Origin of the sequence: Kribbella qitaiheensis (assembly GCF_014217565.1) — a bacterium.
GTDB classification, from domain to species: Bacteria; Actinomycetota; Actinomycetes; order Propionibacteriales; family Kribbellaceae; genus Kribbella; species Kribbella qitaiheensis_A.
Map to the genome: position 1 here is coordinate 3,148,542 of NZ_CP043661.1, position 13,530 is coordinate 3,162,071.

At 68.3% G+C, this 13,530-nt stretch carries 11 protein-coding genes; 5 read left to right on the plus strand and 6 right to left on the minus strand.

The annotated features are described in order from the left end of the window. Nucleotides 1-216 precede the first annotated feature (216 nt). Nucleotides 217-1,761, minus strand: coding sequence for a recombinase family protein (locus F1D05_RS14460; protein WP_185448181.1), 1,545 nt, complete (start codon nt 1,759-1,761; stop codon nt 217-219). Between the two features lie 102 nt (nt 1,762-1,863). Here F1D05_RS14460 and F1D05_RS14465 point away from each other — a divergent pair, with 102 nt between their 5' ends. Together F1D05_RS14465 and F1D05_RS14470 are read left to right on the plus strand one after the other, a co-directional pair. Continuing rightward, nucleotides 1,864-3,294: a HelD family protein gene (locus tag F1D05_RS14465; protein WP_246486692.1), complete on the plus strand. Its 1,431-nt coding sequence runs from the start codon at nt 1,864-1,866 to the stop codon at nt 3,292-3,294. 42 nt (nt 3,295-3,336) lie between these two features. Further along, nucleotides 3,337-4,071 (plus strand): class I SAM-dependent methyltransferase, encoded by a 735-nt coding sequence (locus tag F1D05_RS14470; protein WP_185448182.1) that lies wholly within the window; start codon nt 3,337-3,339, stop codon nt 4,069-4,071. Between the two features lie 68 nt (nt 4,072-4,139). Here the strand turns inward: F1D05_RS14470 and F1D05_RS14475 are convergent, their stop codons facing one another. Genes F1D05_RS14475 through F1D05_RS38850 form a run of 4 tightly spaced genes read right to left on the minus strand, consistent with a single transcriptional unit; the run spans nt 4,140 to nt 8,003 of the window. Beyond that, complete coding sequence (locus F1D05_RS14475; RefSeq protein ID WP_185448183.1) at nt 4,140-5,723, minus strand: hypothetical protein; 1,584 nt, start codon at nt 5,721-5,723, stop codon at nt 4,140-4,142. After that, the gene (locus F1D05_RS14480) at nt 5,720-6,736 is read right to left on the minus strand and encodes a hypothetical protein (RefSeq protein ID WP_185448184.1); all 1,017 of its coding nucleotides are present in this window, start codon (nt 6,734-6,736) and stop codon (nt 5,720-5,722) included. The genes F1D05_RS14475 and F1D05_RS14480 overlap by 4 nt, the downstream gene beginning before the upstream one ends. A 60-nt stretch (nt 6,737-6,796) precedes the next feature. Further along, the gene (locus F1D05_RS38845) at nt 6,797-7,528 is read right to left on the minus strand and encodes an MFS transporter (RefSeq protein WP_343066596.1); all 732 of its coding nucleotides are present in this window, start codon (nt 7,526-7,528) and stop codon (nt 6,797-6,799) included. After that, nucleotides 7,458-8,003, minus strand: a complete 546-nt coding sequence (locus F1D05_RS38850; RefSeq protein WP_206686215.1) for an MFS transporter — start codon at nt 8,001-8,003, stop codon at nt 7,458-7,460. The genes F1D05_RS38845 and F1D05_RS38850 overlap by 71 nt, the downstream gene beginning before the upstream one ends. A gap of 88 nt (nt 8,004-8,091) precedes the next feature. Here F1D05_RS38850 and F1D05_RS14490 point away from each other — a divergent pair, with 88 nt between their 5' ends. Beyond that, nucleotides 8,092-8,406, plus strand: a complete 315-nt coding sequence (locus F1D05_RS14490) for an ArsR/SmtB family transcription factor (protein WP_185448185.1) — start codon at nt 8,092-8,094, stop codon at nt 8,404-8,406. A 112-nt stretch (nt 8,407-8,518) separates the two neighbouring features. Then, a complete protein-coding gene (locus F1D05_RS14495) occupies nt 8,519-10,780 on the plus strand; it encodes a PQQ-binding-like beta-propeller repeat protein (RefSeq protein WP_246486693.1) in 2,262 nt (753 codons plus the stop codon). Nucleotides 10,781-10,818: 38 nt separating this feature from the next. Here the strand turns inward: F1D05_RS14495 and F1D05_RS14500 are convergent, their stop codons facing one another. Further along, the gene (locus F1D05_RS14500) at nt 10,819-11,694 is read right to left on the minus strand and encodes a Gfo/Idh/MocA family protein (RefSeq protein WP_185448187.1); all 876 of its coding nucleotides are present in this window, start codon (nt 11,692-11,694) and stop codon (nt 10,819-10,821) included. A gap of 144 nt (nt 11,695-11,838) precedes the next feature. Here F1D05_RS14500 and F1D05_RS14505 point away from each other — a divergent pair, with 144 nt between their 5' ends. Then, a complete protein-coding gene (locus F1D05_RS14505; RefSeq protein WP_246486694.1) occupies nt 11,839-13,527 on the plus strand; it encodes an HD domain-containing protein in 1,689 nt (562 codons plus the stop codon). Nucleotides 13,528-13,530: the final 3 nt, after the last annotated feature.

Here is a 13,530-nt window from a genome sequence, read left to right on the forward strand (position 1 = left end):
AGTCTCCATTCTCCACCGAGCAGCATCTTTAGCTCATACGTCACTGTTGACCCCTTTCAATCTTGGTCGCTGGGTTCACTAGTACGACGGCAAACTTCGTTCGATTCCGTTGCAGCCCACGGCATCATGTCCGCCGCATTCGAACACGACACGGCGCACCCTGCCCCGGCCGGGGCACGGCACAGATTGCCGTCCCCTCATCCATCGGCACCTAAGTCACTGGTCGGTGAGCCTGTGTTTGGGGGCGATGTGGACGCTTGCGGGGTCGAAGCCGCGTCCGCGTCGCCCGGTCGGCAGGATGGTCACGGTCATCAACCGATCGATTATGACGCGCTTGTTGGCTACTGGGAGACCTTCCCACGCGGCGACCGGATCGGCCACGTTAACCACTTCCGTCAGTGGGTCATCCGAAATCGACGCATTCAACGCGGCGTCGATTTGCTCGATACGGGCAACACCCGCTCTCGTCCCGGCCAGTACCTGACTACGGGTTCTCAGCCCGAGCACTTCGTCAGCCGCCAACTGATCCAGCGCCGCCCGGATACCCGCCCGCTCAGTCCGCAACGCCGCCGTATCAACCTCGGGCGCGGCGGACCGGTCCAGCAACTCATACGCCAACGGGTGAGTCAGCGCCGCCAAAACCCGCGACTGCACAAAATTATCAACATGGGCAGCGTTACGGACCAGATGATTACGGCTCTTGCAGCCGTAACGCGGCAACCGCCCAGCAATCGTGACCTTCACCGACACCGCATCGTCAGTTTCGGGCGGGAACCCGTCAGCGTCCAGCGGAGTGCAAATCCCGCACCGGTAAACACCGGTCCCCATCCAGCGCGGCGCGACACCAGCCGTCGTACGCCGAGACGCATCGGTCAACAACGACCGGACCGCCTCGAAAACCTCACGCTCAACAACCGGTTCCCACGGCGCGGCAACATCTTCCAGTACCTCACCCCGGTACACCACCAAACCCGCATTACGGGGCCGGAGCAGAATATCCCGCAGGGTTTCCGCCGACCACGCCGCACCCCTCACCGTCGGCACATCACCGCTGCGCAACTCAGCCGCCATAGACCGCAAGCTGACCCCTTGCAGCAACCGCCGAGAACAATCCTCGATTACCCGCGCTTCTACTTCGATCACGGACACCCCCGAAACACAATCGCGGCCACCATGCCACGGACATACAAATGAATCCACATCACTGCGACCGGGCGGCACTGCAGGCGCACCAGCACAAAACCCGAACGGCCGCTTACCCCCACCAAACTTTCCGCTCCGCGCCTGCCGCTCCCGCGCACTCGCCACCCGCCGCGCAGTATCCCGAGACGACTTATTCGCCACCAACACCCTGATCTGAGCGTCGAAATTATCCCGGCCTTTTTCTAGACGCAGTGAGCCGGTCACCGAATCCACCAAGATGGAATGCGGCGCGAACTCGACCACATCGATAAGGTCTTGCAGGTCACGCGGATCACGAAACGCCCGGTCCAAATCCAGCGCCAACAAGGCATCCGCCCGGCCCGAACTCAGGTCATCCAGCGCTTCCCGCAAATCAGGACGCCATACCCGGTATTCCCGGCGACCGTCCGGCAACGTCACCAACCGCTTTTTGTACGCCGACAAGCGGGGATTCTGAATCACCTTCCACACGTCCCACCCCAACTCATCAGCCCGCTTGCCCATCTGGCGAATCTGGTCATCCAGCGCCGCCGGGATACCTTCGTCCGTTAGGTCCAGGTCGTCACGCTTGTCAGACAACCGGGCCAACAGAACCGCCCGCCGACGCCGACCCGGCCCCCGCTACCTGCTCAGCCTTGCTCGCACGCTTCGTCATGCCCCCAAGATATGTGGCCTAACCCGGTGCGGGGCAAGACCGCCGTCGGGCTGCACCGGGCGGCATACCTGCTCTACGCGTACCGCGACCAGCTCAGCCGGTCCGGCGTACTGGTCGTCGGGCCGAACGCGAGCTTCCTGCGGTACATCGGCGACGTGCTCCCCGCGCTGGGCGAGATCGAGGCGAAGCAGACGACCGTCGAAGAGATGGTCGCCCGGGTCAAGATCGCCGGCCCGGGGACGGCTGCGGTCGACGTTCTCAAGGGCGACGCGCGGCTGGCCGAGGTGCTGCACCGCGCGGTCTGGTCGCAGGTGCAGCTGCCGAAGGAGTCGCTCGTCGTACCGCGCGGATCGCACCGCTGGCGCGTACCGGCGTACGAGGCCGAGGAGCTGGTCAACGAGCTCCGCACCCGGGGCATTCGGTACGGCGCGGGCCGGGCGATGCTGCCGCAGCGGCTGGCGCACGCGGTACTGCTCCGGATGGAAACCGGAGGCGACTCGCCTGATGACCGGGTGCAGGACTCGGTTGCGCGGAGCAGGCCGGTCAAGCTGTACGCCGAGGCGCTCTGGCCTGTCGTCGATCCGGCGAAGCTGTTGTTCCGGCTGTTCACGGATGCCGAACTGCTGGCCGAGCACGCCGACGGGATCCTGACTGCCGACGAGCAGGCACTGCTGTTGTGGGAGAAGGCGCCGCGGTCGGCGGGAGCCGCGAAGTGGTCTGTCGCCGATGCCACTTTGATCGACGAGATCGCGGATCTGGTGGACCGGACGCCCAGCCTCGGCCACGTAGTACTGGACGAGGCGCAAGACCTGTCGGCGATGCAGTTGCGTGCGGTCGGGCGACGGTGCTCGACCGGTTCGATGACTGTGCTCGGCGATATCGCGCAGGGCACGACGCCGTGGGCGACACCGTCGTGGGATGAGGCACTCAGGCATCTGGGCAAGAGCGGGGCGCACACCGAGGAGCTGACGGCCGGGTTCCGCGTGCCGGGGCAGGTCATCGAGTACGCCGCGCAGTTGCTGCCCTTGATCGCGCCGCACCTGACACCGCCGACCGCAGTACGGCGGGCGCGCGGTGAGCTGACGATCACGCAGGTGCCCGACAGTCTGGCGGCTGCCGTGGAGACCGTACAGGAGATCACCGAGCGGCCGGGATCGATCGGCGTGATTGTTCCGGACGCGCTCGTGCCGGCGGCCCGGAAAGCCTTGCAGGACAAGGGAGTCAGCTACTCGGTGCTCGGCGACGAAGGTGATGTCGATGCACACGTCGACGTCGTACCGGCCGGGCTGGCGAAGGGTCTCGAGTTCGACCACGTAGTACTGGTGGAACCGGCCGGCATCGTGGCGGGCGAGGCCGACGAACGCACCGGGCTGCGGCGTCTCTACGTCTGTCTCACCCGTGCGGTCACCTCGCTGGCGATCCTGCACACCGAGGACCTACCCGAGGTACTGCGGTAATTCGGTGGTGGTCCGGGGGCCGGATGCTGAAGAGTCCCGGGCATGAGTGAATTCGATCCGGCGAAGTCGTTCGGGCCCAAGGTCGCCGCGGAGTACGACGCCGCGCCTCGCGGTGACGAGGCGGACGGCGCCGCTTTCCTGGCTGAGCTGGCGACCGACGGTACGGCGCTGGAGTTCGCGATCGGGACCGGGCGGATGGCCTTGCCGCTGGTGGGTCATAACATCCGGGTGGACGGGATCGAACTGGCTCCCGCGATGGTCGAGCAACTCCGGTCGAAGCCCGGCGGCGCGGACCTGGACGTGACGATCGGGGACATGTCGAAGGTCGAGCTGGGGCGGAAATATCCGCTGGTCTATCTGGTTTTCAACACGATCTTCAACCTGCTCACCGCCGACGACCAGGTCCGGTGCTTCGAGAACGCGGCCAGGCATCTGAGCGACGACGGGGTGTTCGTGGTCGAGACCGCGCTGCCGAGCGCGTGGGTGAAACCGGACCGCCAGGACTACGTGGGGGTCGAGCACGTCGGCGTCGCTGAGGTCTCGCTGGACGTCTGCCGGTACGACCCGGTCACGCAGTTGCTGGAGGAGAACCATGTTCGGCTCGGCACGAACGGGATCACGATGAGCCCGATCACCTGCCGGCTCGTCACGCCAGGCGAGCTGGACCTGATGGCCCGCCTGGCCGGACTCCGCCTGGTCGACAGGGTCCAGGACTGGCGCCGCACCCCGTTCACAGCAGCCAGCCAGGCCCACGTCTCCGTCTACGGCAGGGCCTGACCCCGAGTCAGCCCGGCCCCGCTCGTCCCGCTCGTCCCGCTCGGCCCGGCCCCGCCTGGTCCTCTCGGTCAGAAGCCGCGGGAGCCGCCGGAGCGGCGGGAGGAGCGGCGGGACGAGCCGCCGCCGCTGGAGCGGGTGCGGGACGAGTACGACCGGCGGCGCGACGAGCCGGAGCTCCAGCTGCTGCGGTTGTCGTTGTCGTTGTCGTTGTCGTAGCTGCCGTAGCTGGACGAGGACGACCGGCTGGAGATCGCAGTACCGACGCTGTCGGAGAAGCTGCTGAGGCGTGCGCCGGCGCGACGCGAGCGCCAGCGGGATCGCATGGCCTCGCCAGCACGCCGAGCATCCTGGTCCGGGAACCACCAGCGCTTGCCGTCACCCTGGGACCAGTAGCCGTCCATGTAGGACGCCAGCTCCTCACCGAGAGTCCAGTAGGGCCGGGGGCGGTCCCGCAGCATCACCATGCGAATCTCGGGCTCCTGCTTGGCGGCAGCCCTTGCAGCGCAGGCAGTACACACCTGCACCTCTCGCGCTGAACCGCCCTCGGGCGCCCACTCCACAGCCGCAGTACTGGGTCCGTGGCGGGGGTCGAAGAAGCACGGCGGGGTCGGCTCGGGGATCGGCTTGCCTGCGCGCAACGCTTCGAGACAGACCATGCCGTACCGCGCAGAGCCGAGCAGTGTCGCGACCGCCTCGGTGTCCTCATCGCCCTTGGCTTCGTCGAGTCGATGCCTGGCCTTCTCGACAGTGTCGAGCACATCCTTCGACACCTTCGACTGCTCCGGATCCGACGTCGTCGGCAGCTCCGACACCTGCTGCGAGAGGGCGATGATCTCCTCGTTGAGGACCGGTACCGAGACTTCCAGGTGGTTCTTCTCGTCGCGCCTGCGAGCCCGGCGAGCGCTCAGCGTGGTGCCGCCCCACCAGAGGAACGCGACACCGGCTGCACCCCCGGCGTATGGAGCTGCGTCGATGAAGAACGGCTCGTCGATCACCTGCGCACGCTGGACGAACCGGGTCAGGATGCCGTCGTAGTCAGGCGCACAGCAGTCGACTGCCTCGTCCACGGCGTCACCCACGTGGTAGGTCGGGCCCTTGTCCGCGTGCTGCACGGCGTTGAAGCCACGGCCGTCCGACTCGGACCTGGCGTCGACCAGTACGGCGTACACGCCCTCCACGCCGACCCGGTCGTACAGCTGACTGGCGATCTCCTCACCCTCCCAGGCGAGCTGGGTGCGATAGCTGCCCTTCGGTGCCGTGTTGATCGCCGACGCCGGGATCACCGCGATCCGCATCGGCGCGGCGGCAGACTTCACCGCCCGGTCGAGCTCGGCCACCTCCGAGGCGCTGAGCTTGGTCACCGCCGAGTCGACCCAGATCCCCGGGTCACCGAGCTTGGCGGCGACATTGTCCAGGTAGCTCTTCGCGTCGGCATGCGCGCGCTCGCGGTCAGCCTTGTAGTCGGGTGGTGTGTACGGCGTGTAGACGTACGTCGGCTTGCTGCGTGTCGGTTTGCTCGTCGTCGGTTTGCCGGCTGTCGGCTTACTGGCCGTCGGGTTGGGTGTCGGCGTGGTCGCGTGGGCAGGCAGCGCGGCCAGTACCGGCGCGGCGACCAAGGCGAGCGTGCCGATCAGACGAAGGGGGCGGTTCATCGAGTTCCTCCAGCGAGGCGGTCCTGGCAGGCAGTACAGACAGGGATCTCCCGGGCCTTGCCGCCCGGTGGCGTGTACATCCAATCGGTCACGGAGGTCCCGTGCGCCGGATCGAAGAAGCAGGTAGCGCGCCGCGGCGGTGCCGGCGTACCGGCGACCAGCGCCTGGGCGCAGGCGAGTCGCCAGCGTCCGTACTCGACAGTGGCCCGTACTGCGCGGAGCTGCTTGTCGTCCGGCTCGTGGTCGACCACGCGACCCGCGTCGGCGTACGCGTCCATCGCCGCTTGCACATCCGTCGCCGTGTCCACACCGTCCAGACGCACGTCGGCGGTATCCAGTTCCTCGCCGAACCGGGTCACGTCCTCCGAGGCGAGCTTCCGCCGCTCGGCCAGGGTGTCCGCCTCATCCGGCAGCACCTCGTACGACGGCCGGTAGAGCGCGGGCCCGTCGTCCTTGCCCGGCCGCCGTCTCCACCACCGCAAGCCGAGTCCGACGCCGACCAGCAGGACCAGCACGATCCCGACCGGCAGCACCCACCCCGGCACGCCCTTGGAGGAGCTGGGCACATCCAGCCGGTCCAGTACGCCGTCCAGCGTCCCCACCGGATCCGACCGGCTGTGCTTGGCGAGCTCGTCGGTGAGTATCTCCGCGATCGGCGCATCCACCCCGACCGCACTCCCCCAGGTGATAGCCCCACCAAACACCACCAGGTAGATCCCGTCGGTCTGCTGCAGGTCCACCACGTGATCCACGAAGGCCCTGGCTGCCTGGTCGCGGTCTCCCTTGCCTAGCGCGGCAGCTGGAACGACAGCGATCCGGATAGCCGGCGTGTGGCCGTCAACCCGGGCGGCCAGCCGCTGGGACTCCTCCTCCGGCACGAGCGATCGCTGCGAAGAGTCGACATACACGGGCGAGCTCTTCCACCCCGCGACCACGTCCGACGGAGTGGCCGTCACCTCGGACGGCACGGCCCAGGTCGGCACGACGAGCAAGAGGGCAGCCAGCAGACGCATGGGCGCAAGCCTGCCCTAACAGGGTGTTAAGGCAGGCTTGCGGGTTGTTGCCGTGTGCGATCAGTCGGTGACGGCGGCTACTGGCAGGCACTCCTCGGCCCCGATCGGCTCCAGGTGCTCGATCGCTTCCAGCGCCGGGTTGCGGCGCAGGACGAACAGCAGGCCGAGTACGACCACGCCGAGTGCGGCGGCGATGGGCGGCAGCAGCTGTACGCCGACCAGGTTGATCACCACGCCGCCGGCTATGGCTGAGAGTCCGGCGCCCAGGTAGATCGCGGACGCGTTCATCGCCAGCAGCAGTCCACCGCCTGAGCCCAGCTCCAGCAGCAGGTTCTGGATCGGCGGGTTGAACGCCCACGTGAACAGACTCCACACGAACAGCGCGATCCCCGCACCGACCACAGTGGTGGCGGTCAACGTCAGCGTCGCGATCACCAGGGTGAACCCGGTCAGCGCCACGGCCAGCGTCCGCAAGCTGCCGAAGCGGTCGGTGGCCCGGCCGCCGAGCAGGTTGCCGACCACGGCGCCCAGTCCGTACACAAGCAGCAGCACACCGACGGTGCCGCCCTTCAAGTGAGCAGTCTCGGCCAGCAGCGGTACTACGTAGATGTAGACGCTCATGGTCGCCAGTACTGCGAGCACGGTCATCGCCAGCACGATCTGCACCCGCCTGTCGGTCACCCCGGCGAATCGTTCACGCAAGCTGACCGCCGGTGGCGCGTCAACCTTGGGAAGCGCTGCCTGCACGGCAATGGCGATCACCACGGCCACCGCCGCGATCAGCCCGAACACCCCGCGATAGCCGATAATCCCACCGAGCAAGCTGCCGGGCCGGCACGCCGAGCACGAGCGCGAACGTCAGTCCGCCGAACACGACAGCAACAGCTCGCCCTCGCTCCTCCGGCGGAAGGAACCCAGTAGCGAACAGCGTGGCGGCCGGCGTGTAGGCCGCGGCACCGAATGCGGCAACGACGCGGCCGACGATCAGTACCGAGTAGTCAGTGGCCAGAGCCGCTATCAGGTTGCCCACCGCAGCAGTGAGGAGCGCGGCGAGCAGCAGCGTGCGGCGCTCCCAGCGGCCCGTCAACGTGGACAACAGCGGCGCGCCGACGGCGTACGAGAGAGCGAACGCCGTGGCGAGCTGGCCGGCGGCGGTCAGTGAGACATGCAGCTCGGAGCTGACGGCGGGGAGCACGCCGGACACGACGTACGCGCTGGTGCCGACAGCGAAAGCACCGGCGGCCAGCAGGTAGATGCGTGCGGACATCAGGGGGACCTTCCCACGGAACGAGTATTTCGATGATCATCGTACTACGATCTCCGTCGAAGTTCGATAGGAGTCGTACTATGGACTCATGAGCACCTCGAAAGCCCTGCCGCAGCCCGATCGCGAAGACATTCGCATCGAGGCTGTCCTGCAGGCCCTGGGCGAGCCGGTGCGGTTGCAGATCGTCCGCCTGCTCGCCGAACTGCCGGAGGGCATCGCCTGCGGCGAGATCGACCTCCCGGTGACGGCGTCCACCCGGGCCCATCACCTGCGGATCCTGCGCGAGGCCGGCGTGCTGAGCACCCACACCGAAGGCACGAAGCGGATCAGCAGCCTGCGCCGCGACGACCTGGACTGCCTGTACCCCGGGCTGCTTCCCGGCGTACTGGCCGCGCCGCGCTGAGGCACCGCCGACAAACGGCAGGGCGGCATATCTCGGCGGACGATCGGCAACCGCAAGCCGATGGTGCCGAGATCGAGCGGCGGGCGTGTGGGCGGGCTGGCAGACTGTGGCGGTGGTGGCCTTGGGCGAACGGTGGAACGAGCTGATCCCTGGCTCGACGACGTTGGCCGACGACCTGGTCGCCAGATATCTCGGGCGGAACCGTCGCGCCTTCCGCGACCAGTACCTCGAAACCGTCTTGACCGGGCTCGAATCGCTGATCCAGTTGAGCACCGACCCGACCTCGGTCCGGCTCGCCGCCTGGTTCCACCGGGCCGTGCACGAACCGGGTGGCGGCGCTGCCGAGGACGCCGAGTCGTCGGCGCGACTAGCCGAGCAGACCCTGCCTGCGTACGGCGTGGACCCGATCCGGATCGCCGAAGTGGCCAGGCTGGTCAGGCTCACGGGCTCGTTGTCCACACCACCGACGGACTCGTACGCACCACCTCGGCGCGACGCGAACGGTGACGTCCTGCTCGATGCCGTCAACGCCACCCTCGCTACTGCACCCGCCCGCTACGAAGCCCACGCACACGAAGTACGCCGCGACTCCGGTGACCGGGCGACCGCGATAGAACGCCGGTACGACGAGGTGCGCGAACTGCTCGACGGCCACCTCTACCGCACCCAGCTGGCCCGGCAGCGAATGAGCTCGATGGCTCGCGACAACTTGGAAGCAGAGCTCGCCGGGCTCGACAGTGAACTCCCCGCTCCCTGGCGTGGTTGGCAGCAAGCAGCCCTGGCGGCCATGGCGACGTTCGGGGCCATCGCGGCCACAGTGGTCGCTATAGCTGCCGCCGGTGCCTCCTGGCAGGTGCCGGCATTGGAGTCGGAGACAGGATGGCCGCCGGTCGTACTGGCCGCCTTTGCCCTCTTCAGCGCACCTGCTTTGTTCCGCTGCGCTCGTAGCAGCACCCAGCGTGCTCTGCTCGTGTCTGGCGCCGTGGTGGCTGTGGCTGCGACCGGATTGCTGGTGGCGTGGGCTCAGGTCCCGGTGACGAACCCTGCTCTTGGGGTCGGGCTACGGGTGCCACTGCTGATCTCGGCGCTGCTACTGCTGCTGCTGGCCGGCGTTGCTGCGCTGGTCGGCTCGCTGCTGCGTACAAGAACCGCGCGCTTCCTCCCGTCGCGGAACCGTGGCCAGCAGCTTGCTTGGCTCGCAGTACCGGGGCTGATCGCGTTGGCACTGCTGTTGATCGTGCAGCCTCTCGCCCGCAACTACGTCCTGGACTCCAATGAGCGGGTGGAGGGCGGAGTCCGGCCGGCCGGCGAGTTCCCGCGGTCGACGCTCGACGGGAAGGTCGCGTGGGCCAGCAGGGAGTTGGCGGGTGCCGGCGCGGAGGAGGCCGTCGGTACGAAGTACGGGATCGCCATCCCGCGGCAGACCGGGGTGGTCGAGATGTTCGACGCCGCGACCGGTGAGTTGCGCTGGCGGTACACGCGCTCCGACTCGGATGAGAAGCCTGACATCTACGCCACCGGGAACGGCGAGCTACTGGTCGCGGAGTTCTCCGACATCGGGTACCTGCTGCTCGACGCGAACACCGGCAAGCGCAAGGCAGCATGGCCGGGGCGGACCCGGGATCACGCGATCCAGCAAGCGGATCCGCTGCTCACCCGCGAGGACGTCAGCAAGGGGTCGAACAAGCTGCGCGGGGTCGACCCGGACGGGCGGGAGCGCTGGACCTTCGAGCCCGGCAACTGCACCAACATCGGCGCGGTCGCCAGCCAGGACACCGTCGTCACGTTCCTTGGCCACGAGTGCGGTCGCGAGCCCGACGAGATAACAGGGCTGGATCTGAAGACCGGCAAGAAGTTGTGGACCAAGTCGCCGTCGGACATGTACCGCCGGCCGATCCTGGTGGGGGCGGTTGTCGTCGTCGCCGAGCCCGCCGGTGATTCCGACGTACCGGCCGCGTTGGTGGGGATCGACCCACGCACCGGCGACACCAAGTGGCGCTGGCCGGTACCGCGCGACTGGGCCTGCCGCACACTGCTGAACGCGGCCGGGAACCTGCTGATCGTGGTGGACTGCCCTGGCCCCGCCACCCGCGTGAACACCAAAACCATCGTCACCGCGATCGACACCACCACTGGCCTGACCGCCTGGCAGAGCACAGCCCCCGTCGACCCCCGCACCCGAGTCGCCGTCACCACGGACGCCCGCGTCACCTCCCTGACCCGCGGCACCGCCGGCTGCCTGGCCAACATCATCACCCGCGACGGCTACCGCCAGGCCCCCCTCCCCGAAGGCATCACCTGCGCCCGAGACCCCCGAGCCATCGGCAACCTGATCCTCACCTCCGGCGACAACACCATCATCGCCCTCCACTAACCCACGTACTACGCCGACGGAGGAGGTGCGTGGGGGACTTACCCGAGTTGCTGGTCGGCGGAGGCCAGCAACTCGACTATGTGGGTGCCGAAGGCTACGTCTACTGGGTGGGAGTCGCCTGACTCGGCGGCGAGGACTAGCTCTGTGGCTGCGCGGGTGAAGGAGTCGACGGCTGGGGTGGTTGGGCGTGGGAGGAGGGTGGTGCCGGAGTCGCCCCAGAGGCCGGTTTCGAAGCTGGTGCCGTTGGGGGGTGCCGAGAGGGAGAGGCTTGCCGTGCTGGTGGCGCCTGACTCGTGGGTGTTGACCAGGTGGACCAGGTCGCCGGCGCCGCCGACGGCCTGCAACGAGGTGATCGGGCCGAGCATGGCGGTCAGGTTGGAGAGGGCGTGCGGGCCGACATCCCACAGGGCCCCACGCTTCTCGCGGCGCCAGGCTGATTCGGAGTACGGATTGCCGGGGGCGTCCAACGACGCCAGCATCCGGCACCAGCCGCCGCGCCAGCCGCCGGTGGCCTGCACCTCGGCGAAGAAGGACCGGATCTCCGGGGCGAACCGCCCGGTGAAGAACACGACCGATGCGATTCCCTCGTTCGCTGCCTCGTCGGCGAGCGCACGGGCGTCGTCCAAGGAGTCAGCGACCGGCTTGTCCAGCAGGAGGTGCTTGCCGACCGCGGCGGCCTCGAGCGCCATCGTCGCCTGGATCCGGGGCGGCACGGCGAAGGCAACCGCATCCACGACCTCGAGTAACTCCGCGTAGTCGTCGTAGCCGGTCACCTCCAGCTCGGTCGCAAGCTGTGACGCCTTGTCACCGTTCCGCCCCCAGACGCCGACCAATTCGACGCCTTCTGCGGCGCGCAGCCCCGGGCCGTGCGTCACTCGCGCCCAGTGACCGGTACCAACCAGGCCGAATCGCATGGCGTGCTCCTCTTCTCCTGCTGAACCTGCAATCCGCCGCCCTGCACCGGTCAGGTGACAAGGCGATATCGCTTTGGCCACGACCCTAACCGGGAAGCCCGGATCGGTCGGTACAGGCCTCTGCCGGGTGCGAGACTCCCAGCCATGGACCTGCGCGACCAGTGGAATCGCCTGCTGCCGCACGCGCAGCCGCTGGGCGACGATCTGCTGGCTCGTTACGCAGAGCAACAACGCCACTATCACGACCAGCGGCACCTGACCGAGATGCTCGAAGCCATCGACAAGCTCGCCGACCTGGCCGACGACGCGGACACCGTGCGGCTCGCAGCCTGGTTCCACGACGCCATCTACGAGCCGACGGCCGAACCGGGCGAGAACGAAGAGGTCTCGGCGCAACTGGCCGAGCTCGAGCTCTCCGCGTACGGCGTACCGGCCGAGCAGGTCGAGGAAGTCGGCCGGCTGATCCGGCTCACCGCCAAGCACGACTGCGATCCGGACGACGCGAACGGTGCTGTCCTGTGCGACGCCGACCTGCGCATCCTGAGCCTGCCCGCCGACCGGTACGACGAGTACGCCGTCGGTATCCGCGAGGAGTACGGGCACATCGGCGACCGCGACTTCGCCCGTGGCCGGATGACCTTCCTGCAGGGCCTGGCCGGTACCGCGCTGTACGCGACCAGCCGAGGCCACGAGAACTGGGAGGCAGCCGCCCGCGAGAACGTAGATCGCGAGCTGACCACCTGGGCACCGAAGGCGGCCCGGCCGATCTCCGGCCTGATCCCGATGATCTACCTGGGCGCAGCGCTCGGCGTGATCGTCGCAGCCTCCGTACTGCTCGGCCGCGGCCTCGGTGCCGCGGCACACTGGCCTGCCGCTCCCAACAAAGTCACCGGCTTCCCGGTCTGGGCCCCAATAGCCGGTACTGCGGTCGCTGCCGCTCTGGTCTGCGCCTGGTTCCGGCGAGGCCAGCCGCGACTGGTGGCCATCCCCGCCCTCGCGTTGGTCGCCACAGGCGTGGTCGCCATCGGCGTGTGCTGGTGGCGCTGGCCCGCCGCGCAGCCGGGTGCCGCCATGAGCGAGCGCTGGCCGTACCTCATGCTCGCCTCTGTCGCATTAGTGCTCGCCGGGGCACTCCTTGCGCTCGCCCGACGCCTCCGCCTCGCCCCGCCGTACGCGCTGGCCCCACCGCGCGCCCTCGGTTTCGGAGTGGCTCTGGTCTGCGCTTCACTGCTGGCTTGGATCGTCGTGTCGGCCGGTGAGCCGTTCGTGCAGGCTCGGCTCGAGACGGCCAACACCGTGAGCACCACCACGACCATCCCGCCCGGCGTACTCCCCGTCCGGCTCGACGGCGAGCTGGCCTGGAGCCGGGAAGTCCCGGCGACCGGTGCGATCGCTGGAACCGCCGGCGGTGTCGCAGAGCTGCGCTCCGACGGCGTAGTGATGTCCGACGCGACCACTGGGCAGATCCGGTGGCGTTACTCCCGGGCCGACGTCGACGGCGCCGCCTCCAACGGGTCCCGTGGCCTACTCGTCTCCGGCGACGGCCGGACGCTCGCCGCACACCTCCCGTACGCCGGGAACCGGGCCCCTAGCGGGATCGAGCTGCCGACGTACGCCGTACTGAATGCCGAGACCGGCAAGGTGCTCACGGAGGTGCACACCGACGGCACCGCACTGGCCGTCGATGGGAACCAGTTGCTCGTGGCAGAGGGCAAGTACGTCGTCGCGCACGGCGTCAGCAATCCGACCCACTGGCGGACCCGCCTGCAGTGCACGGTGACGCAGGGCGAGCTCTTGGCCGACCAGGCCCGTGGTGGTCGACGCCTGCGATGACAA

Coding starts and splice junctions, on each gene's coding strand:
- F1D05_RS14490 (WP_185448185.1), top strand. CDS start 8,092: ATGAGCACCTCGAAAGCCCTGCCGCAGCCCGATCGCGAAGACATTCGC.
- F1D05_RS14470 (WP_185448182.1), top strand. CDS start 3,337: ATGAGTGAATTCGATCCGGCGAAGTCGTTCGGGCCCAAGGTCGCCGCG.
- F1D05_RS14480 (WP_185448184.1), bottom strand. CDS start 6,736: ATGCGTCTGCTGGCTGCCCTCTTGCTCGTCGTGCCGACCTGGGCCGTG.
- F1D05_RS14475 (WP_185448183.1), bottom strand. CDS start 5,723: ATGAACCGCCCCCTTCGTCTGATCGGCACGCTCGCCTTGGTCGCCGCG.
- F1D05_RS14500 (WP_185448187.1), bottom strand. CDS start 11,694: ATGCGATTCGGCCTGGTTGGTACCGGTCACTGGGCGCGAGTGACGCAC.
- F1D05_RS14505 (WP_246486694.1), top strand. CDS start 11,839: ATGGACCTGCGCGACCAGTGGAATCGCCTGCTGCCGCACGCGCAGCCG.
- F1D05_RS38850 (WP_206686215.1), bottom strand. CDS start 8,003: ATGTCCGCACGCATCTACCTGCTGGCCGCCGGTGCTTTCGCTGTCGGC.